Annotated in this window: 18 protein-coding genes and 1 tRNA gene; 7 read left to right on the top strand and 12 right to left on the bottom strand. The window is 62.2% G+C overall.

Features of this window, described 5'->3' with window-relative positions; all coding sequences use genetic code 11:
• Nucleotides 1-374 precede the first annotated feature (374 nt).
• On the top strand, nt 375-2,609 hold the full coding sequence (gene glgP, locus HL657_RS12935) for an alpha-glucan family phosphorylase (RefSeq protein WP_317297224.1): 2,235 nt from the start codon (nt 375-377) through the stop codon (nt 2,607-2,609).
• Nucleotides 2,610-2,613: 4 nt separating this feature from the next.
• Here glgP and HL657_RS12930 read toward each other — a convergent pair whose 3' ends face one another.
• From HL657_RS12930 to HL657_RS12915, 4 genes are all read right to left on the bottom strand, one after another.
• Nucleotides 2,614-2,955, bottom strand: a complete 342-nt coding sequence (locus HL657_RS12930; RefSeq protein ID WP_317297223.1) for a hypothetical protein — start codon at nt 2,953-2,955, stop codon at nt 2,614-2,616.
• A gap of 266 nt (nt 2,956-3,221) precedes the next feature.
• Nucleotides 3,222-3,701 carry a DUF2795 domain-containing protein gene (locus HL657_RS12925; RefSeq protein WP_317297222.1) on the bottom strand — a complete coding sequence of 160 codons (480 nt, stop codon included), beginning with the start codon at nt 3,699-3,701 and terminating at the stop codon, nt 3,222-3,224.
• A 145-nt stretch (nt 3,702-3,846) separates the two neighbouring features.
• Complete coding sequence (locus tag HL657_RS12920) at nt 3,847-4,566, bottom strand: roadblock/LC7 domain-containing protein (protein WP_317297221.1); 720 nt, start codon at nt 4,564-4,566, stop codon at nt 3,847-3,849.
• A 60-nt stretch (nt 4,567-4,626) separates the two neighbouring features.
• Nucleotides 4,627-5,055, bottom strand: coding sequence for a HAMP domain-containing protein (locus HL657_RS12915; protein ID WP_317297220.1), 429 nt, complete (start codon nt 5,053-5,055; stop codon nt 4,627-4,629).
• 381 nt (nt 5,056-5,436) lie between these two features.
• On the opposite strand from HL657_RS12915, the gene HL657_RS12910 reads away from it, so the two are divergent.
• Entirely contained in the window at nt 5,437-6,018 is a 582-nt protein-coding gene (locus tag HL657_RS12910) for an MJ0548 connectase family domain-containing protein (RefSeq protein WP_317297219.1), read from the top strand.
• Between the two features lie 74 nt (nt 6,019-6,092).
• On the opposite strand, the gene eif1A is transcribed toward HL657_RS12910, so the two are convergent.
• Nucleotides 6,093-6,410 (bottom strand): translation initiation factor eIF-1A, encoded by a 318-nt coding sequence (gene eif1A / locus HL657_RS12905; RefSeq protein WP_317297225.1) that lies wholly within the window; start codon nt 6,408-6,410, stop codon nt 6,093-6,095.
• A 508-nt stretch (nt 6,411-6,918) separates the two neighbouring features.
• Between eif1A and HL657_RS12900 the strand changes: the two genes are divergently transcribed.
• A complete protein-coding gene (locus HL657_RS12900) occupies nt 6,919-7,179 on the top strand; it encodes an RNA recognition motif domain-containing protein (protein ID WP_317297218.1) in 261 nt (86 codons plus the stop codon).
• Between the two features lie 98 nt (nt 7,180-7,277).
• Here the strand turns inward: HL657_RS12900 and HL657_RS12895 are convergent, their stop codons facing one another.
• The gene (locus tag HL657_RS12895) at nt 7,278-7,436 is read right to left on the bottom strand and encodes a hypothetical protein (RefSeq protein WP_317297217.1); all 159 of its coding nucleotides are present in this window, start codon (nt 7,434-7,436) and stop codon (nt 7,278-7,280) included.
• A gap of 138 nt (nt 7,437-7,574) precedes the next feature.
• Between HL657_RS12895 and HL657_RS12890 the strand changes: the two genes are divergently transcribed.
• Nucleotides 7,575-7,829, top strand: a complete 255-nt coding sequence (locus HL657_RS12890) for a DUF2795 domain-containing protein (protein WP_317297216.1) — start codon at nt 7,575-7,577, stop codon at nt 7,827-7,829.
• A 46-nt stretch (nt 7,830-7,875) separates the two neighbouring features.
• Here HL657_RS12890 and HL657_RS12885 read toward each other — a convergent pair whose 3' ends face one another.
• The 3 genes from HL657_RS12885 to HL657_RS12875 form a co-directional block, all read right to left on the bottom strand.
• Nucleotides 7,876-8,364 carry an SAM-dependent methyltransferase gene (locus HL657_RS12885; RefSeq protein ID WP_317297215.1) on the bottom strand — a complete coding sequence of 163 codons (489 nt, stop codon included), beginning with the start codon at nt 8,362-8,364 and terminating at the stop codon, nt 7,876-7,878.
• A gap of 233 nt (nt 8,365-8,597) precedes the next feature.
• Nucleotides 8,598-8,682 (bottom strand) — tRNA-Leu (locus HL657_RS12880).
• Nucleotides 8,683-8,768: 86 nt separating this feature from the next.
• Nucleotides 8,769-10,472 (bottom strand): AMP-binding protein, encoded by a 1,704-nt coding sequence (locus HL657_RS12875; protein ID WP_317297214.1) that lies wholly within the window; start codon nt 10,470-10,472, stop codon nt 8,769-8,771.
• A gap of 128 nt (nt 10,473-10,600) precedes the next feature.
• On the opposite strand from HL657_RS12875, the gene HL657_RS12870 reads away from it, so the two are divergent.
• The gene (locus HL657_RS12870) at nt 10,601-11,155 is read left to right on the top strand and encodes a TATA-box-binding protein (protein ID WP_317297213.1); all 555 of its coding nucleotides are present in this window, start codon (nt 10,601-10,603) and stop codon (nt 11,153-11,155) included.
• Between the two features lie 583 nt (nt 11,156-11,738).
• Here the strand turns inward: HL657_RS12870 and HL657_RS12865 are convergent.
• The 3 genes from HL657_RS12865 to HL657_RS12855 are packed head-to-tail and all read right to left on the bottom strand — an operon-like array spanning nt 11,739 to nt 15,913.
• On the bottom strand, nt 11,739-14,468 hold the full coding sequence (locus HL657_RS12865; RefSeq protein WP_317297212.1) for a DEAD/DEAH box helicase: 2,730 nt from the start codon (nt 14,466-14,468) through the stop codon (nt 11,739-11,741).
• On the bottom strand, nt 14,416-15,150 hold the full coding sequence (locus tag HL657_RS12860) for a metallophosphoesterase (RefSeq protein WP_317297211.1): 735 nt from the start codon (nt 15,148-15,150) through the stop codon (nt 14,416-14,418). The genes HL657_RS12865 and HL657_RS12860 overlap by 53 nt, the downstream gene beginning before the upstream one ends.
• 7 nt (nt 15,151-15,157) lie before the next feature.
• On the bottom strand, nt 15,158-15,913 hold the full coding sequence (locus HL657_RS12855; protein WP_317297210.1) for a hypothetical protein: 756 nt from the start codon (nt 15,911-15,913) through the stop codon (nt 15,158-15,160).
• 185 nt (nt 15,914-16,098) lie between these two features.
• Between HL657_RS12855 and HL657_RS12850 the strand changes: the two genes are divergently transcribed.
• Together HL657_RS12850 and HL657_RS12845 are read left to right on the top strand one after the other, a co-directional pair.
• On the top strand, nt 16,099-17,067 hold the full coding sequence (locus HL657_RS12850; RefSeq protein ID WP_317297209.1) for a replication factor C small subunit: 969 nt from the start codon (nt 16,099-16,101) through the stop codon (nt 17,065-17,067).
• Between the two features lie 10 nt (nt 17,068-17,077).
• Nucleotides 17,078-20,257: an LAGLIDADG family homing endonuclease gene (locus HL657_RS12845; RefSeq protein WP_317297208.1), complete on the top strand. Its 3,180-nt coding sequence runs from the start codon at nt 17,078-17,080 to the stop codon at nt 20,255-20,257.
• Nucleotides 20,258-20,337 lie beyond the last annotated feature (80 nt).

Genomic DNA, 20,337 nt, shown 5'->3' with positions numbered 1-20,337 from the left:
CATCCCCCCTCCCCTTTCCCCACCCCCCTGCGTGGCGATATCCCATGGAAAGCCGTGCATGGGAACTATGATAGCCACAAGAACAACGTTCCATGGCGTGATACTCACCACCGACCCCTTCTCACCTCGTGACAGGGGGTCACAACAGGAGATGGCCGAGCAACTCCTGCACCCCCAGCCCTCTCCCCCATCCCCTTCCGGGCATCTGCGAGATGCCCGGCACACCGTATGCCGGATCGGCCATTCAGACGGCCACACCCGTTAAAAAACCCCATATTATCATCTATTTTTTATTTCCTCAATGTTTTACAAAAATATGCAAACATATATAATAATAAACATGGACAGTATACCATCCAAAGGGGACAGGATTCATGGATGATTCCATACACGATCAGTTCGCCCACATCCCGGAACGGATCTCCGGGCTCGTCGACCTGGCATACAACCTCTGGTGGAGCTGGAACCCGGAAGCGCGGATACTCTTCAAGCAACTGAACCATCAGGCGTGGAAAGCAAGCGTCCACAACCCTATCCGGATGCTCCGCGAAATACCGGTCGAGTTCCTGAACCGGGCGGCGGAGGACCCTGCCTACTGCCACCGCTACGACATCGTCATGCGCCGGTTCAGGAAATACATGAGCGCCACCGGGACCTGGTTCTCCGAGGAGTACGCCGGCCGTCCCCCACTGACGGTCGCCTACTTCTCAGCGGAGTACGGGCTCCACCACTCGCTCCCCATCTATGCAGGGGGGCTCGGGTTCCTCGCCGGCGACCACCTGAAGGAAGCAAGCGACCTCGGCCTCCCGATGGTCGCCGTCGGGTTCCTGTACTCACAGGGCTACCTGCACCAGCAGATCAACCCCGACGGCTGGCAGGAAGACGTCACCGAACCGCTCGACCGGGATGCGGCGCCCGTCACCCGGGTACTCGACTCCGACGGCGAAGACCTGGTGGTCAGGGTCCCGCACGTCGACCCGCCCATCTACGTCGCCGTCCGGAAGGTCCAGGTCGGCAGGATTCCACTCTACCTCCTGGATACGGACATCCCCTGCAACGACCCCCATAATCGGGGCATATCGTCCCGGCTCTATGCGGGCGACCAGGATCAGCGCCTCCGGCAGGAGATCGTGCTCGGCATCGGCGGGAGGAAGGTGCTCCACGCCCTCGGCATCGAGTACGCGGCGGTGCACTTAAACGAAGGCCACCCGGCGTTTGCGCTGCTCGAGCGGATCCGGGAGCGGGTCGAGCGGGGGATGGAGTTTGAAGAGGCGCTCGAGGAAGTGCGGGCGACCTCCATCTTCACCACGCACACGCCCGTCCCTGCAGGGCACGACGTCTTCCCCGTCGACCTCATCGACCGCTACTTCGCGCCCTACTACACGGCGCTCGGCATCGACCGGATGAGATTCCTGCAACTCGGGGTCCACCCGGAGAGCCCCGCCTCGGGCTTCAACATGACCGCATTCGCCCTGCGTGCGTCGGCGCACCACAACGGCGTCTCGCGTGCAAACAAGGTCGTCGCCTGCGACATGTGGAAATGCCTCTGGCCCGGGCCCCCGGAGGCGACGGTGCCCATCGACTACGTCACGAACGGCGTCCACGTCCCGACCTGGCTGAACACCCGGATGAAGGGGCTGTACGACCGGTATATCGGGCCGGCCTCTCCCGACTGGCTCTCGGAGCACGACGACCCGGTGATATGGGAACTCATCGACGAGATCCCCGACACCGAACTCTGGCAACTGCACCTCTGGCTGAAGGCAAAACTCCTCAACCGGATCCGGGAGCGGGAGCGGATCAAATGGGCTGCGCACCGCGGCGCGCTCAATCCCGCAGCCGAAGGGGCGTTCCTCAACCCCTCCATCCTGACGATCGGGTTTGCCCGGCGATTCTCGACCTACAAACGGGCGCACCTCATCTTTGAGGACCTGGAGCGGTTGAAGCGCATCTTAAACAACCCCTGGCAGCCCGTCCAGATCATCTTCGCCGGCAAGGCCCACCCGTCGGACAACGAGGGCAAGGGAGTGCTCCAGCAGATCTACCGCTACACGCAGGACCCCGGGTTCGGAGGTCGCGTCGCGTTCATCGAGGACTACAACGACCAGGTAGCGCAGTACCTGGTGCACGGCGTTGACGTCTGGTTAAACAACCCCCTGCCCCCGATGGAGGCAAGCGGCACGAGCGGCATGAAGGCGTCGCTCAACGGGGTGCCCAACCTCTCCATCCTCGACGGGTGGTGGATCGAAGGCTATAACGGCAGAAACGGCTGGGCGTTCGGGAGCGAGACGGCCTCCTGCGACGGGAGGAACGCCGTCGATGCCGCGGCGATCTACAACCTCCTGGAAAAGGAGGTCGTCCCGCTCTACTACGACCGCTCCATCGACGATGTCCCCCACGGCTGGGTGAAGGTGATGAAGGAGTCGATCAAGAGCAACGGCCCCCGGTTCTCGTCCCGCCGGATGGTGAAGGAGTACGTCGCCCGGTACTATCCGTCCCTTCTGAAAGGCGCGGGGCCGGAGCATGCCCGGCGCCCGGCAGCGGCGAAACCCCGGACTCCGGCCTGGAAACTGCAGGCTCAGGAAAAAGCGGAAGAATGGAACGAATGAGATCCTACGAGGAGCGCTTCGCGCCGGTTGAAGCCGGACCCACTCTCCGTGAGACCCGCCTGCGCGTCTCATTGGATGCGGCCTGAAGCCCCCGCTCCTCGTGCGGGGACATTCCCCCGGCCCGGGCAACCCGCTGCCGGGTTTCAGCGCTTGCGGCCTGGAGCCCTCGCGTCTCATGCGGGGCCCGGCCCCCGGCTTTCGCAACCCGCCGGCGTGTCTCGCGGGAAGCAGCCTGGAGCCCCCGTTTTGTGTGCGGCGCCATCCCGCCGATCGTTGCAACACGCTTCCGGGTCGCTTCATCCGCGGATGCGAGACCGCGCTTTGCCTTCTTCTCCTCTCCGGTCATACCATCCTCTCCCGGTACGTTGCTCCCCTTCACCCGGTCGACCCCGTACTGCCATGCTCCATCATGCCCCCCGGCACGTCAGCCATGCACAATAAATATAAAAATATTGTTATATTAATGGTCATCCAGATTTTTCGCCTACTCTCCAGTTGCAGAAATCGGAGAGGCGGACTATACGAGCCTTTCGAACCGGTCTTCAGGGTATAGGAAGGGCCACAGCCACACCCGAAAAAAAAGTCGTTCCGGTCGGCAGGACCATTTCCCGCCTACATAACCTCGCCGAGAGCCTTGCTCACGTCGGCGGCGGAGCGGAACTCCCGGTCCCGGATCCTGTTCAGGATATCGAGCACGTCACCCGGTGCGTTGTTCTTCTGCGCCTGGCTGATGACCCCGCTTATGCCTGCAGGATAGTGCATGCCGCGGAGGTACCGCTGCACTTCAGCCACGCTGACGGCCGTGGTTCTGGGTTGTTCCCGTGTCTCCGCCCGTTCGGGTGCAGGGCCGGCCCCTTCACCGGCCGGCGTTCTCCGCCTTGATCCGAACCCCGACCCGGCCATCGCCTTGCTGACGTCTATCGGCGAGTGATAGGTCTGGTCGGGCAGGCCGTCAAGGGTATCCATGACATCCCTATCCGCATTGTTCATCCTTGCCCGGTCGATCAGGTCCTGCCTGTTCGCCGGGTAGTCCACCCCGGCCAGGTACTTCTCAACCGTCGCCGGGTTCACCTTGAACCTTGCCTCTGCCATCGTGTCACCTCCTGTGACGGGCGGTGAATGGGGCAGCTGGTATAAAACAGTTGTTCTGCCGCTCGCGGCGGCGGAAAATCGTCCATTCAGGTAATGCGATTCGATGGGCAGGGTGGAGCCTTCGGGGACCCTGCACAGGATATGCTCATACCCCGTTCTGCAGCTCCCTGATCATCCGCCGTATCTGGCCGAACTGCACCTCCGGCGTGGTAAAAATGCAGAGGTACTCGTCCCCATAGGGAGCAATGATGACGTTTCCACCGCGATAAAAGAGCGTCATCTGCACGAATGCCCCGCATGCGGGGGCAGCCGACCGCAGGCCGAGCGACCACCGGAGCAGATCCTCGGCGAACGCGACGGTATAGTCGGCATCGAGGTCTCCGGCGGAAGAGAGGCAGAGACCGTCGGAGAAACAGGCAACCGCGGTCACCCCCGGTTGCTGCAGCACTGCCCCGAACGGTCCGGGAGAGGCACCGTGCTCCACGGCCCCGGCCGCAAGGCTGCGCCCATCATGCTCCCGGGGTGGGTCGGCCGCGGGAGGTTCACGGTCAGGGTGCAGGAGGGCCTCATCCTGGCGGCAGAGATCCAGGGCTTCCTGCATCTCGTCGGTCTCGTACTTCCAGAGGCCGAAGTCGAGGATAGGCTGACTGTCGAAGTACTTCAACGCCGACGGCCCGTTCAGGGATTTCAGGGGGTGCTTGAACTGTGCAGCGAGAGGCACGCCTTTCTGCACCAGCACAACCCCCTCTCCATCCTGCATCGTGATCCGCACCGCCCCGGCAAACCGGGCCGTGTGGGAAAAGATCCACTGGAGCGGCGCCTGCATCTCGCCGATCGCTTTTCCCCCGGGTAGTTTATCCATCATCCGGATTCCTGCCTGACCGCGTCATCTTGTCGAAAGCAAGCGTCTTCCCACCCGCTTCTCCTACTCGGCGTCGTCTTTTGCAAGGGTATCGAGGATCCTGTAGGAGTTGATCAGACGGTTGAACGCGATTGCGAGTTCACCGATCTCATCGTTGCTCGTCACCGTGATCTCGGCGTTCGTGAGGTCGCCCTGACTGACGCTGGTTGCAACGTTCGCCAGCTGCTCGATGGGGGCTGTGATGCTCCTGGCAAGGTAGAAACTCCACATCAGGATGACAGAGAGCGTGAGCAGGGTCATGATAATGATGCTGTTCTGCAGACCGAGTGTGGCGATGACGCTCCCGGTATCCCCTGCCGAGACGATCCCCAGCAGGAAAATGGGGATGACTGCAACGGTGAGCATGCTCGCCATGAGCTTGTAGAATATCGGGATCTGGATGACAAGTCCATCCTGCGTTATCCCGACATCTTGCGAGAAGATTTCAGCCATGGAAGAGTAATTTCTTATTTTAATATATTAATTTATCTTTTACTAATTCTTTACAATATGACAAAATTTTAGAATCTAAAGGTTCTAAAAAGGCAATAATCGATTCCAGCCATTTATATTTGTCTTTAAACATAATATACTCAAATCAGGATAATTGTGCCAACCTTGAATTGAGATATATGTACGCGTGACTGATATTCACGCACCCGCTGCAAAGCATGAATGTTTTTTCGCCGGCAGGCGTGCCCCGCCGCCGCCCGAACGTATGGCGGAAGCGGGGTGGAACGGCATCCGGAGGGGCATCAACATATTGATACAGGATGCGGAGAAGTGGGAGTGAGCGCAACTTCCTGTTGCGTGCCGGGGTTGGGGGCTTAGCGTATGACTCTTGTGATTGCATTCATCGGAAACCAGGGCGCCGTCATGGCGGGGGACATGCGGGAGATCGCATTTGGGGGTGACGATTCCCGCATCGAAGACCTGGAGCGTGAACTCTACAGCGGCTCGATCACTTCCGACACCGACCTCGCAGAGCGGGCGGACGAGATGGGCGTGACCATCCGGGTCAGGGACGATAAGGCCAAGGTCTCGCAGCAGGACGGAGTGCTCGTCGGCGAGGTGACCGAGACAGAGGGAGCGGCAGTCGCAAAGAGGAGGCTGTACGCTACGACGGGCAGCTACGCAATTGCCGAGGTCCTCGACTCCCGGTTACGGGTAATGCAGAGGGGCAGGGCAAGCAATTTCGTGGTGCTGGGCAACGATATCACGAAAAAGATTGCCAACCAGTGCATTCAGGGGATGTGGGAAGGAGGGACGATTCAGGATGCTCTGCGACTCCTCATGCTCACCATGCAGATAGCAGCGAGCGCAACGGCATCGGTGAGCAGGACGTTCATACTGGTGCATACCGATCGCGCGGCAAACCTGGCTGACGCTATCGACCGGGATTCGCACAGAGAATGAATCCGGGGTTGTGCCCACCCCCACTCCGGTGCTATGCCCTGCTGGAGGTCGGCGACGGCACAGAAAAGCGAGAATTACTGGTTGAGATAGTTGTGCTTCTTAAGCCAGTCTACCTGCGGCCTGATATAACGGTAGACGATATCACACTTCTCGTCCTGAAAACTCCAGGGGACGACGATCAGGAGGTCACCTTCGCGTATCCAGAGCCTCTTTTTGATCTTGCCTTTAATCCGTCCGGTGCGCGTGACGCCGTCTTCGCAGCGGACACGGATGTGGTTTGCCCCGAGCATCAGGTCGGCCCTGGCGAATATCTCCCGGTTTCGCTTCTTTGGTAGTCGTACGCGTACGATCTCTTCGGTTCCGTTGTTGTGAGTTCCTCGTGTATTTCTCAGTTAATCAACTCCGTAATAGATGGCGGCGTGACCCGCCTGAATACGTTGTCAGAGGTTTATATCAATGACCCAAGCCACCATTAAAGTATCTGTCACGGGGAACACCCGCGCAACCGGGACCCGGCGGGAAGAATCGTATGCGCAGGGTGATCCGGGCGCTGCCGGGGCATCGGCGCCGGTGAGCGAACTGAATCGACCTGCCGGATCTGGTGCGGGGCAGCATGAACCTGACCCCGCGGCGCCCCGGGCCGGCTGGCTGGCGGTGCCGCACATCCGGGGCAGGGCATGAAGCGTGTGCCCGACGCAGCAGATACCTGACCCGGGTTTCCGTCCCGAAGAGTAATCCTACCCCGGATCCGGAATAGGATTGTCAAAAGGCCTTAGATCAGGCGCAACGCCATCAGAAGGTGCGTCCCCGCGTCAGGTGAGCTGCCCCCAAACCGCCGTCCGGTTTTTCATCCGAAGAGTAATTAAGGTTTGAGGGTATATGAGTGAAGAGGATCTTTGAATGGAAAGCAGCAAGCTGTACGTCGGTAACCTCACCTACTCGGTAAATGAAGAACAGTTGAAAGAACTATTCAGCCAGTACGGGACGGTAAGCGACGTCAGAGTCATCGAGCGCAAAGGGTTCGGGTTTGTTGAGATGTCCAGCCCCGAAGAGGCTGAGGCAGCAAAGGAAGCCCTGAACAACACTGTATTTGAAGGCCGTACCTTGAAGATCGACGAGGCCCGGCCTCCGAGACCGAGGAATGACTTCCGGCGCTACTAACATTTTCCCGGAAGAACAGCAATCTAAATATCCCACGTTTTTCAAGAGCAGGGGTTCATGCGAACCTCATCTCTGATTATCCGGCACACACGGTTACGTTACCGGTTCATCTGTCCGTTTTGCAGCCATCCTGCCGAACGTGACAGAATCGTGTCGATACGGCCGTTGTCGTCGACCCGCTGGACGGGATAAGGAATCTCCTCCTCCAGTGCTCTGCCGGGAGAGAGGCCGGCCCGCTTGCCAGGTGCAGCCGCCACCACCTCTGATCGGGATCATTCTTTCGCCAGATAGCGCGTATTTTTGCCCTAAAGGGCAGCAACATTTTTATTCACCTAGAGCTATGGGGCGGCCGTGTGTCCCGCATGCGGGATGCAGCTGAAACGGTGGTGAGAACCATGGCAGAAGAAAGACCTTCAGTAAAAGGCGGAATGGCCTCTGCAGCACAGGCAGCCTCTGTTGAGGAACTGAGTGCATCTGCATTCCAGAAGTTTCTCAGCGGTATGGATTACCCGGCCGGCAAACAGGACCTGATCAGCCACGCACGGAAGAACAACGCGCCCGACGCGGTGATCCAGGTTCTCGAGATGTTCCAGGACAAGACCTTCCAGTCCGCAGCAGACGTGAGCCAGGAGTTTGGCAGGATCAAATAACCCAACTTTTTTGCACCTCCCGGCAGTCGCAACTTCCCGGTATCTCTCATTCCTCAAGGGTGAACTCCGCCGCCCAATCGAACCCCTGGTTGTCTTCATACCACTGCGGCCAGTGGGAGGCCCATGCCGGCACGTTCGTATCCCGGACCCGTTCGGTGGCCGGGAGATAGGGCTTGATGTCCAGCACCGGCGTGCCGTCGTCGGCATCTATATACGCGACCCTGACGGTGCTCGATGCGGTGTCGATGCCGACGACCGGAACCACCGAGAGCGCGATCGGGTTCGGCCGGACGGGTGACCGGGTGGCGAAGATTCCGATCGTCTCCGGGCCTCTCGTATACGGCTTTTTGCAGACCGTCTCGTTCCGGCACTCCGGCGTATCGACCCGGTCGCCCCACCAGAGCACGATGATGTGGCTGAATCCGTCGAGCCCCAGGAGTGCCGGCCGGAACGGTTCGGCGATCTCGATCGAGAACGATTCGTCGTCGGCATGCACGGTGCCGACCGGTTTTACGGAGAATGTGCGTGTATCCATACCGGTAGCCTTTCCCCGGAACGATGCCCGTCCGGCATCGTCCCGCTCAGTTCAAGGATTGGCGCAGGAGAATTAAAAGGGCACGAGTCTGCCCCGGGGCAGGGTTGCGATACTTTCCGGGCCGGCATACCATCCGGGATGGACCGGAATGATTGAGCAGACGGACCGGAAGAAACGATTAAACCCCGCGCAGAGAGGGAACCGCCGGAATTGGGACGACCTGAAAAAGCGTATGCGAGAGGCCGGATTCGAACCGGCGAACTCCTACGAGACTGGGCCCTGAACCCAGCGCCTTTGACCTGGCTTGGCAACCCTCGCACGAAAGCATGGCGAACTTCCGCCGTTGACGTGACCCGGCGTTCTTCGCGCCTAATACTGTAGTATCTCCAACAAAATAAAGGTAATTACTCCCCACCCTCACCGACGGCAGGAGAGTTGTGGGAGTTGCTGTCCATAAACCGCCTCATCTCCAGTTCACGGAGCTCGTGCCGCCTGATCTTGCCGGAGATGGTCTTTGGGAGCGACTCCACGAACTCGATCACGCGGGGGTACTTGTAAGGCGCCGTCACCCGCTTGACCTGCTTCTGTATATCCTTGATCAGGGACTCCGTGGGCCGATAGCCGGGCTTCAAGACGATGAACGCTTTGACGACCAGCCCGCGGAGCACATCGGGCGACCCGACGACCGCCGCCTCCTGCACGGCGGGGTGTTCCATGAGGGCGCTCTCGACCTCGAACGGCCCGATCCGATAGCCGGAGGACTTGATGACATCGTCGTCACGGCCGATGAACCAGAAGTAGCCGTCCTCGTCCATGCAGGCCTTGTCGCCGGTGTAGTAGAACCCGTCGGAAAAGACCTTGCGGTTCTCCTCTCCGTTGTCCAGGTAGCCGGAGAAGAGCCCGACCGGGCGCGGGTCAAGCCTGATCGCGATCCGCCCCTCCTCCCCGGCGCCGACCACGTTCCCGTCGTCGTCGTGGAGCTCGATATGCCAGCCCGGCATGGGCCTCCCCATGGAGCCGGGCTTGGGCTTCATGCCGGGAAGCGTCCCGATGCAGAGCACCGTCTCGGTCTGGCCGTAGCCTTCGTAGATCGTCCTCCCGGTTCCCTCCTCCCATGCCCGGATCACCTCGGGGTTGAGGGCTTCCCCGGCGCTGCAGCAGTGCCGCAGGTCGGCGAGATCGAACTTGTCGAGGTCGGCGAGGATCAGCATCCGGTAGATGGTCGGGGGGCAGCAGAACGTCGTGACTCCGTACCTCTCCAGCAGCGGCAGGATCTCGGTGGCGTGGAACCGGCCCCGGATGTCGTAGACGAAGATGCAGGCGCCGACGATCCACTGGCCGTAGAGTTTCCCCCACGCGCTCTTCCCCCAGCCGGTATCGGAGATCGTCAGATGCAGGTCATTTGGGCGCAGGTCGTGCCACAACTGCGCGGTGACGAGGTGTCCGAGCGGGTAGGAGTGGTCATGGATCACCATCTTCGGCTCGCCGGTGGTGCCGGAGGTGAAGAAGATCAGCAGCGGGTCGGTCGCTTTTGTCCGGTGCATGCCGGGGAGGTTCACCAGTTTGTGCGAGCAGGGCGCGGGGTAGTCGAGCTCGACGGGGTAACTGACCCACCCGTCCTTTACGCCGTCGATCATCAGCCGGACCGCAAGCGTGGGGCAGTCTTCGCGGATCTCCTCGACCTTATCCGCGTGCTCGGCCATGGTGATGATCATCCTGATGCCGGCAGCCTGAATACGGTATTTCAGGTCTTTTGGGGTCAGCATCGTCGTTGCGGGGCAGTATACGGCGCCGAGTTTGATGAGGGCAATGGTGAAGATCCACCATTCAGGTGTCCGGGGGAGCATCAGCATGACCCGGTCGCCCTTCTTGATGCCGTATTTCAGGCAGATGTTGACCGCCTGGTTTGAGAGGCGCATAAGGTCGAAGAAGGTGTATTTCTTCTCGTTTCCTTTCTGGTCCACCCAGATCATCGCCAGTTTGTTCCGGTCCTTCTTCGCCCATGCGTCGATCACGTCGAAACCGAAGTTGTAGTATTCAGGGACGTTTATCGTGAAATTTGCGCAGAGATCTTCATAGGACGCTGGTTTTTGCTCGTCATCCGCCATAACGCGATCAGTAAAAGGTTGCGCGTTTATGGTTTAAAGCATTCACGAAGTTGAAAGGCACTCCGTATCCCGAATAGCCATAAAGATTACCCATTAGTATTATGGTTCAAAAAATAATACTCATATCAATGGATGAGAAGGGATACGAGTCACTGAAAATTGAGAACATCGTTGCTTCCGGGGTGATTGCAGACTCAATCGACCTCGAAAACGTATCGGATAAAATAAAAAACTGCGAACTGAATACGAAGCGGTTCCCCGGAGCGGTCTACCGTATCGAGAAACCCAAGATCGCATCCCTGATATTCTCCTCGGGAAAAGTGGTGCTCACCGGTATCAGGAACAACCAGGATCTGCATGACGGTCTCGATATCATCATGCAGTCGCTCAAGGATGCCGGGGTCGATACCTACAACGAACCACAGGTCGCAGTCACGAATATCGTCTGTTCGTACGATATGGGCAGGTACATCAACTTAAACAAGGTGGTCATCACCCTCAACCTCGAGAACATTGAGTACGAACCCGAGCAGTTCCCGGGACTCGTCTACCGCATCGAGGACCCGAAGATCGTCGCCCTTCTCTTCAGTTCCGGCAAGATTATCCTGACCGGCGGAAAGAATATCGAGGATATCAAGAGAGGGCTTGATTTCCTGGAGCAGCGGCTCGAAACTATAATGTAACCCTTTTTCCGATACGTTCTTTTTGCCGGGGGCCGGGAAGCTCCGATTTTTTGGCCGGGGTTCGATTCGCCTATAGAGGACATCCTGCCTGTATGCGCCGGCGAAGTATTCGGACCTGACGCGGGTCTTTTGGTGGCCGCAACTTATGTCTTATGGTATTTGTGCTCCAGGCGTGCCGTCGATCTTACTCGAGAGCGCTGTTCTCTGAAGCGTCGCAACTCCCATGCACGGCTTTCGTGGGGATATCGCCATTGGGGGTGGGGCTGACGGGGAGGGGGGCGTGCCCCCCTCCCCTGTCTCCACTCGTAAGTTGATGTTTACAACCCCCACCCCACCCGGCCTCCGGCCTCCTCACCCGCTCCTGCGGTGCTCATGCTCCGGCCCCGAAAACGCTTCGCGTTTTCTCAAGCTCCGGTCCTTCGGACCATCGCACCCCGCCCCGAGGGGCGGGGGCAGTGCATGGCGATACTCCCACGGTCCACTATACCGGGCTTTTTCCTGGTTTCCGCCGCCACCCCCAGTCACAGGCTATACTCAAAAGCCACCATCAGGTGGCCCCAGGTGCCGGCAAATCTCAACCCTCTCACCAATACCGATGCGTCTTCACGTAGTTCCGCTCGGCCTTGAGGATCTCCCGGTAGAAGGCGTCCCCTTCGGAGAGGGTCGCGAGGACCCGTGAGGCCACGTCCGGGCCGACGCCTTTCGCCGCGAGAGCGACCACCGCCTTCTTCCCGCTGGAGAGGACGATGTTTGCGTTCCGGAGGAACCGGACCTCGATCGCCCGCTCCTCCTCGGACTTGTTCTTCTTCTTCACCGCCGGGATGAGCTGTTCGTCCCAGGGTTTCAGCGCCGCGATGAGGCGAGCGCTGCAGAGAGGGCACTGCGGCTTATCAGGGACCCGCTCGACGACCGTCCGGCTCTTCCACTTCCGGCAGTGCATACAGAAGAGGACGACGTCCTCCTTCTCGAGGCGGCGCGCGAGCGTCCCGATCACCGCCTGGTCGACCATCGGCGGCGGGATCATGTCCCTTGACGACGAGAGCCCTTCGCTCCCGAGCGGGCTCAGCCGCCCGGAGGTGACGGCAACCCGCCCGTCGCGGACCGCTGTGAGGATATCCTGCGCCGCATCCACGTCCATGGAGTTCGCGAAGAGTTCCCGGTAGGCCTCGGCAGCGATGACGGTCTCGTCGAAGAGGTCGATGAGCCGGTGGATACTGAACCGCTCGTAGTCGGCGTCCGCGTCGATGGCGCCGAACTTCTTGGCCACCTGCACGAGTTTCCACTTGAAGAGCGCTGTGCGCTTGAGGGCAAGTTTCAGGATCCCGGGGAGGTGTTCGGGTTCGAGCGCCGCAAGGGTCTCCTGCACCTCGAGTGAGCGGACGTTCTCGGGCAGGCGCAGGAGGAACCGGTAGGCCCCGACCTCGATCCCGACGCTCGTCCCGTAGCGGGCCGAGAGGAGGACCGAGAGTGCCCGGGCAAGCGTCTCGTTCGCCCTGTGCCCGCCGCAGACGTTGCAGACCACGCCTTCGTCCGCGTTCTCGAGGGTGATGAGGCGGTCGGTGGGGACCGGGTAGCGTCCCTCGTCCATCCTGGCGATGAACCGCTCCGCGTAACGGACCGCTTCCGGGATATCGGAGTAGCGGCCGAATGCCCGGGTCCGCCGGAGCGCCCCGACCTCCCGGGCGACGGGGAACGGCACCGGGATCTGCTCGCCCTCCCACGACGGGACCTCTCCCTTCGCCCGGGTGGCCGGCTCGACCGTGATCCTGGTCCCCTCGATCTCAAGCACCCGCCAGAGCTGACCCTTGGTGATGAAGACCGCGCCGGTGTGCATCCACCCGAGGACGAACGACTCGTCGAGCGTCCCGACCGTGCGGCGCGAGACCATATCGAAGATCTCCATCTTGCGCTCGTCGTGGATCATGGAGAGGTTCTCGATGAGGTAGCGCCGGGCCCGGCCCGTCCGGACGATCCGGGTCCCGTCAAGTCGGATCAGCCGGTGCTCCGCCATCTGGCGGCAGACGTCGTCGAGGAGCGGCCCGCACCCGGCAAAGACGCTCGACCGCTCGATCATCGCCCGGACACGGGAGACCTCGATCTCGCCGTACTCGACCGCGATCGCCGCCACCTGGTTCGCGAGGACGTCGGCGGCACCGGCGGGCGGGACGATCCGCTCGCACTCGTTCGCCTTCGCCCGGCGTGCAATCACGAGCGACTCTAACAGGTCGTCAAACCCCGTCGCGAGGACGGTCCCGCGCGAGACGGCGTCGAGGTGGTGGCCGGCCCGGCCGACCCGCTGCACCAGGCGCGAGACCTGCCGGGGGGAGCCGAACTGGACGACGTGCTCGATGTGCCCGATGTCGATCCCAAGTTCCATCGACGACGTGGCAATCAGCGTCCGGACCTCGCCCTTCCTGAACCGCTCCTCGGCGTCGACCCTGACGTCCCGCGAGAGCGAGCCGTGGTGGACCTCGACGTCGCCGCGGGAGTAGAGGTGGTGGCCGAGCGCCTCGGCGGTCACCCGGGTGTTGACGAAGACGAGCGTGGAGCCCGGCGCGTCCAGGCACCTCCCGACGGCCCGGGCCTGGGTGGCGAAGTCCTCCCCGGCAAACCGGACGCCGATATCGAGGCTGCTCGCGACCGGCACCTCGACGAGCGAGAAGGGCCGGGGGCCGCAGAGGAACCGGCCGATGTCGCCCGGGTTCCCGACGGTCGCCGAGAGGCCGATCCGCTGGAACTCTCCCGCATATCCGGCAAGGCGTTCGAGCGCAACCGCGAGCTGTGCTCCCCGCTTGCTGTCGGCGAGCTCGTGGATCTCATCGATGACGACGTATCGGACGTTCTTCAGGTGCTCACGGAGGCGCTTGCCCATGAAGAGCGCCTGCAGCGACTCCGGGGTGGTGATGAGGAGGTCGGGAGCGTTCAGCGCCTGTTTGCGCCGCTCGTTCTGCGGGGTGTCCCCGTGCCGGACGCCGACCGAGAGGCCGAGTTCCCGGCACCACCACTCCATCCGTGCGAGGATATCCCGGTTCAGGGACCGGAGCGGGGTGATGTAGAGCGCCTTGAACCCCGCGCCGGTGGTCTCGAGGAGCCGGTCGAAGACCGGGAGCATCGCGCTCTCGGTCTTTCCCGTGCCGGTCGGCGCCACCAGGACCAGGTTCTCCCCCGCAAGAAGCCGCGGGATGGCCTGCTCCTGCGCCTCCGAGAGCCCGGTGAACCCGCGCTTCTCCACGACTTCCCGCACCCGCGGGTCGAGGAGGTCAGACGCCGTCTGCGAGGCAGAGCGTGGCCGGGGAGCCGACGTACGTGCCATCTGCTAAGAACACCTCCGCGGAATTCGGGTCTATGCACCGGGAGAGGGGGCCGAGCCCGCTCTGTTGCAGCCGTCCGACATCGATACCGCCCGCGAACTCGTTGAAGGCCGGGACGAAGAGGAGCCGGGTGCGCTCCCCCGACGGTTCCTCGAACCCCGAGTAGAGGTAGGCCGGCCGGGCGCGTGCGGCGCACCCGACGGTATCCACGAGCGAGACGACCGGGTGGTGGTGGCCGATGACGACGAGGTGGCCGGGGAGTTCCGGGGCGGGATGGGTATGGCCGTGCAGGTAGCCGACGCCGTCGATGAGCATGCCGTCGGCGGGCAGGAGTTCTCCGGGCTCGAGGAACCGCCCGATACCCCCGTCGTGGTTACCCGGGGCGACGGCGATCGGCACCCGGTCCCGGAACGACTGGAGGACGCCGGGGAGTTCCCGGTACTCCTGCCTGCTCGTCACCGGGACGTTGTGCTTGACGTCCCCGAGGAGGAGGAGGAGGTCGGGCTGTGCCTCCTCGATGCAGGCGATCACCCGATCGGCCCGGGCGTCGCTCCGGCTCGCGATGTGGACGCCGTGACGTTCAAGGCCCGATTCGATGCCCATGTGCAGGTCGGCGACGACCAGCACCCGCCGGCCGCTCTCGACCAGGAGGGCAGGACCGTTCTCGATGAAATGAAGGTGCATTACCGTGTCAGAGTAGTTTTATCATGCCCGATGCGGGCTGGTAGCATTCCCCTGCGGCGAGGAGTTCCTCGAGCGCGGCGCGTGCTTCCCGGGCGGAGAGGCCGGATCGCACCCCGGCAGCGACGGCGTCTTCAACCCCGGTGCCCCGGGCGCCGCCCTCCCCCTCCAGGGCATCGAGGAGGAGGGCGCGGCCGACGACGGGCCCGATCTCGCCGACGGCGATATCCGTGCGGACGGTTGCAAGCGCCGTGCGCACCATCTCAGCCATCCCGCGGATATCCTCGTCCGTGGTCCCGTAGAGGCGGCGGGAGGCCGCGGCCCGTTCGCTGCCGTCCCGGAGCGCTTCGAGCCGGTCGAGGGTCGCGCCGGCGGTCGAGAGCACCCAGAGGTCGCGGGCGGTGCGGTTCACCACGTTGACCGCTTCGGCCTCCACTGTCGCGCACGCCCGCATACCGGTTCCGGTGAGCGCCGCCCGGCCGGTGACGGCGACGAACGCAGGCGGTTCTATGTAGCCGAGTGTCTCGACCGCGTCCGGGCTCTGCCAGTCGACCGAGACCAGGAACGCGCCGGTGGGGTCGGCAATCCGGGCCTGCATGACGTCGCCGCTCCCCCTCTTCTCGGTAAGGGCGCCGACGATGAAGAGGCCGCGGCACCAGGCGGCCCCCGGCGTCACCACGTACGAGCCGTTCCGGCCGTCGCCGGAGTCCACCGTATGCTGCGCGGCGGAAAAGTCCTGCGCAAATACCCGTTCTGCAGGTTCCATACATCCGTCCGTTCGAGGAAGGGGGTGCGGATATGCCGGGGCGGGAGACCCGGCCGGATCTCCACACGAACTCCCGGTATTTCCATACGTATCCGTACGTATCTGTTCACCCTCAACCCTCTAAAAAGGATCATCGGAACGGATGACGATCCTTTTACGATGGACGAGCACCAACACCTATGCAAATGGACGGCAACCACACCATCTGGATAGAGAAGTATCGGCCCAGAAGACTCGATGAGATGGTCGGACAGAAGGATATCGTGGTGCGCCTCCAGTCCTACGTGAAGACCGGCAACCTGCCGCATCTCCTCTTTACGGGCAGCGCAGGAATCGGGAAGACGACTGCCGCCGTGGCGCTCGCGCGGGAGTTCTTCGGCGACTCCTGGCAGATGAACTTCCGGGAGATGAACGCCTCCGACGAGCGCGGCATCGACGTTGTCCGCAACCAGATCAAGGAGTTCGCCCGGACGTCGCCGCTTGCCGGCGCGACGTTCAAGATCCTCTTCCTCGACGAAGCGGACGCGCTCACCACGGACGCGCAGGCGGCTCTCCGGCGGACGATGGAGACCTACGCCCGGACCTGCCGGTTCATCCTCTCGTGCAACTACTCCTCGAAGATCATCGACCCCATCCAGAGCCGGTGCGCCATCTACCGGTTCAGGCCGCTTGAGGCGGAGGCGGTCATCGAGGAGACCCGGAGGATCGCCGCGGCCGAAGGGCTCACGGTCACGGAGGGTGCGCTTGACGCCATCGTCTACGTCGCCTCGGGGGATATGAGGAAGGCGATCAACGCCCTGCAGGGCGCCGCCATCCTCCGGCCCGAGATCGACGAGGAGACGGTCTACGCGACCACCGCGACCGCCCGTCCGGACGAGATCGACGAGCTCCTCGACCTCTCGATTGCGGGCAAGTTCGACGAGGCGGAGCAGGCGCTCTCCGAACTGACCCATGTCCGGGGCATCGCCCCAAACGAGCTGATCAACCAGTGCTACCGCACACTGGTCCAGCGCGATATGGACCGGACGCTCAAAGTGAGACTGATCGACGCCCTCGGCGAGACCGACTTCCGCCTCTCGGAAGGAGCGAGCAGCGACATCCAGATGGAGGCGCTGCTCGCCCGGTTCGTCCTCGCCGCAGGGCAGCACCGCTGAGGATTCTGCTGTGACCGAAGAGATAACCGTCGCAGTCACCGACAACGTCGGTGAGTGGACGAAGTTTTTAAAGAAGCAGTACAAGCGGGAGCTTGCCGAACTTTCCCGCGAGTATCCCCACAACCACTCGCTCATCATCGATTACCGCAAGATCTTAAACAACAAACTCGCCTTCGAACTCCTGAGGAGCCCCGGTAAGGTTCTCGGGGATATCCGGGACGCAATCGTCCAGAACAAGCTCCTCAAACTGAAGGACAGCCAGGACCCGGATCTCGTCAACATCCGGTTCACAAACCTGCCGCAGAAGACAAACGTCCGCGATATCCGGGCCGACCAGATCAACACCTTCGTCAGCATCGAGGGGATCCTCCGAAAGACCACGGAGGTCCGCCCCCGGATCGTCAGCGCGGTCTTCCGGTGCCGCACCTGCGGCAAGAACACCGACCCGGTTCCCCAGGGCTACGGGCGGTTCGACGAGCCCGACTTCTGCCCGAACTGCGAGAGGAAGACCCGTCTCGATCTGGTGATGAACCGGTGCCGGTTCGTCGACGCCCAGAAACTCCGGATCCAGGAGTCCCCGGAGGGCCTCCGGGGCGGCGAACAGCCCCAGACGCTCGATATCGACGTCACCGACGACCTGACCGGCATGGTCGCGCCGGGCGACCGGGTGGTGGTGAACGGTATCCTGCGGTCGGTCCAGAGGGTCAACTACGGCCAGAAGAGCACGCTCTTTGACATCTATCTCGAGTGCAACTCCATTGAGGTCGCCGAGAAGGAGTTCGAGGAGGTCTCGATCACCGAGGAGGACGAGGCGAAGATCATGGCGCTCGCCCGCGACCCCATGGTCTATAAGAAGATCGCCCGGTCGATCGCGCCGACGATCTACGGTACCGACGACGTGAAGGAGGCGATCGCGCTCCAGCTCTTCGGCGGCATCGCGAAGGATATGCCGGACGGCTCCCGCCTCCGCGGCGACGTCCACGTCCTGCTTGTCGGCGACCCGGGTATTGCAAAGAGTCAGATCCTTCGGTACGTCGTGAAACTCTCGCCCCGCGGGATCTACACGAGCGGCAAGTCGTCGACGTCCGCCGGGTTGACGGCGACGGCCGTGAAAGACGAGTTCGGCGACGGGCGCTGGACGCTTGAGGCCGGTGCGCTGGTCCTCGCGGATATGGGGATCGCCGCCGTCGACGAGATGGACAAGATGGCGAAGGAAGACCGGAGCGCGCTGCACGAGGCGATGGAGCAGCAGTGCTATGACGACGAGACCGAGGTCCTCACGGAGAGCGGGTGGAAGCTCTTCCGCGACGTCACCGCGGACGACCGTGTCGCGACGCTCTCTCCCGACGGCAGGCTCGAGTACGCATCACCGTCCAACTTCGTGGCATCGGAGTACGACGGAGAGATGTACTACGTTAGATCGCGGCAGGTCGACCTCGCGGTCACGCCGAACCACCGGATGTACGTCAACCTGAACCGGCGCGCCGACGAGTGGGAAGGGTTCCGGCTCACCCGCATGGACGAGATCCCCATCCACAAGCGGATGCGGTTCAAGAAGAACGGCGTGTGGACGGGGGAGCGGCAGGAGACCTACGAGATCCCGCCCGTCGTCAAGTTCGCGAACCAGAACGCCGAGGGAAAACTCACCGAGCCCGTCACCGTCAGGATGGGCGACTGGCTTGAGTTCCTGGGCTACTTCCTCTCCGAGGGGTCGGTCCAGCGGCACTACCAGACGGGGGTACCCTACCGCGTGATCATATCGCAGACGAACCCCGAGTCTGCCGAAACGATCCGGCAGTGCCTCGAGCGACTGCCGTTCCGCTTCTCTTACGACGGCAAGAACTTCGCGATCAACACAAAGCAGCTCGCCGAACACCTCGCCCCGTTCGGCAAATGCCACGAGAAGCACGTCCCCGGCTACGCGAAGTGTCTCTCCCCTGAGCAGATCGAGATCCTCCTCGACGCGCTGATGCTCGGGGACGGTTACGTCAACAAAACGACCGGGGTCTCGATATACACCACCTCGTCGAGGAGACTGGCCGACGACGTCACCGAGCTCCTGCTGAAGAAGGGGTGGTCGGGGAACGTCCACCTCATGCGGGAGGCCGGGACAGTTGTACCCAATCCGCGGGGCGGGACCGCGACCGCGACCCACGACATCTTCCAGGTGACGTTCATCCGCGACGGCCAGAACGAGCCGAACGTCAACTCAAACGGGCAGCGGCAGATCGAGAAGCGGCCGTATAAGGGCATGATCTACTGCCTCGAGGTCCAAAACCACATCCTCTACGTGCGGCGAAACGGCATCCCGGTCTGGTGCGGCAACTCGATCTCGGTCGCAAAAGCCGGCATCACCGCGACCCTGAAGTCCCGGTGCGCCCTCCTCGGCGCGGCAAACCCGAAGCTCGGGCGGTTCGATCAGTTCGTCCCGATCGGCGAGCAGATCAACATGCCGCCATCGCTCCTCTCCCGGTTCGACCTCATCTTCGTGATGACCGATCAGCCGGAGGCCGAGCGCGACGGGGCGATTGCGCAACACATCATCAAGACTCACAGCGTGGGCGAGCTGATCAAGCAGCACGAGTACGAACCGCTGCCGGACGTCGACGACGAGTACATCGAGCGAGCGCTTGCACCGGTCATCCCCGACATCGATCCGACGCTTCTGCGGAAGTACATCGCCTACGCGAAACGGACCTGCTTCCCCATCCTCTCCGACGGGGCGAAGGAGGCGCTGATCGCCTACTACATGCGCCTCCGAAACCTCGCGAGCGGAAACAAGCCCGTCCCGGTCACCGCCCGGCAGCTCGAGGCGCTGGTCCGGCTTGCGGAGGCGAGCGCCCGGATGCGGCTCTCGAACACCGTGGACACCGAGGATACCGAACGGATTTTGAAGATCGTGGATGCCTGTCTCCGGCAGGTCGCCTACGACGCCGAAACCGGGAGTTTCGATATCGACAAGCTTGTGACCGGGGTCACGAAGTCTCAGCGCGACATCATCCGGTCGGTCAAGGAGACGATCCGGAACGTCTCGGGCGACTCCGGCGGCCAGGCGAGGGTCGACGAGGTGATCGATATCCTGGCGCAGCAGGGATTCGCCCGCGACAAGGTCGAGCACACCATCGAGCAGTTGAAACGCGGCGGGGAGTTGCTCGAGCCCCGGCACGGGCTGGTGAAGCTGATCGGGTAGGGGGAGGAGGTACCCTTTTTCGCGAAGGGCAGCCCAGATTCCCCAGGAGGGAGACCTGGTCTCATGGAGATCAAATGTCG

The organism is Methanoculleus nereidis (assembly GCF_032944295.1).
GTDB classification, from domain to species: domain Archaea; phylum Halobacteriota; class Methanomicrobia; order Methanomicrobiales; family Methanoculleaceae; genus Methanoculleus; species Methanoculleus nereidis.
The sequence above is the reverse complement of the archived record's forward strand: the minus strand, read 5'-3'. Positions and strand labels throughout refer to the sequence as shown.

Bases quoted from the DNA above. Each gene is read 5' to 3' on its own strand.
- glgP (WP_317297224.1), top strand. From the start codon at position 375: ATGGATGATTCCATACACGATCAGTTCGCCCACATCCCGGAACGGATC.
- HL657_RS12930 (WP_317297223.1), bottom strand. From the start codon at position 2,955: ATGACCGGAGAGGAGAAGAAGGCAAAGCGCGGTCTCGCATCCGCGGAT.
- HL657_RS12925 (WP_317297222.1), bottom strand. From the start codon at position 3,701: ATGGCAGAGGCAAGGTTCAAGGTGAACCCGGCGACGGTTGAGAAGTAC.
- HL657_RS12920 (WP_317297221.1), bottom strand. From the start codon at position 4,566: ATGATGGATAAACTACCCGGGGGAAAAGCGATCGGCGAGATGCAGGCG.
- HL657_RS12915 (WP_317297220.1), bottom strand. From the start codon at position 5,055: ATGGCTGAAATCTTCTCGCAAGATGTCGGGATAACGCAGGATGGACTT.
- HL657_RS12910 (WP_317297219.1), top strand. From the start codon at position 5,437: ATGACTCTTGTGATTGCATTCATCGGAAACCAGGGCGCCGTCATGGCG.
- HL657_RS12900 (WP_317297218.1), top strand. From the start codon at position 6,919: ATGGAAAGCAGCAAGCTGTACGTCGGTAACCTCACCTACTCGGTAAAT.
- HL657_RS12890 (WP_317297216.1), top strand. From the start codon at position 7,575: ATGGCAGAAGAAAGACCTTCAGTAAAAGGCGGAATGGCCTCTGCAGCA.
- HL657_RS12885 (WP_317297215.1), bottom strand. From the start codon at position 8,364: ATGGATACACGCACATTCTCCGTAAAACCGGTCGGCACCGTGCATGCC.
- HL657_RS12875 (WP_317297214.1), bottom strand. From the start codon at position 10,472: ATGGCGGATGACGAGCAAAAACCAGCGTCCTATGAAGATCTCTGCGCA.
- HL657_RS12870 (WP_317297213.1), top strand. From the start codon at position 10,601: ATGGATGAGAAGGGATACGAGTCACTGAAAATTGAGAACATCGTTGCT.
- HL657_RS12865 (WP_317297212.1), bottom strand. From the start codon at position 14,468: ATGGCACGTACGTCGGCTCCCCGGCCACGCTCTGCCTCGCAGACGGCG.
- HL657_RS12860 (WP_317297211.1), bottom strand. From the start codon at position 15,150: ATGCACCTTCATTTCATCGAGAACGGTCCTGCCCTCCTGGTCGAGAGC.
- HL657_RS12855 (WP_317297210.1), bottom strand. From the start codon at position 15,913: ATGGAACCTGCAGAACGGGTATTTGCGCAGGACTTTTCCGCCGCGCAG.
- HL657_RS12850 (WP_317297209.1), top strand. From the start codon at position 16,099: ATGGACGGCAACCACACCATCTGGATAGAGAAGTATCGGCCCAGAAGA.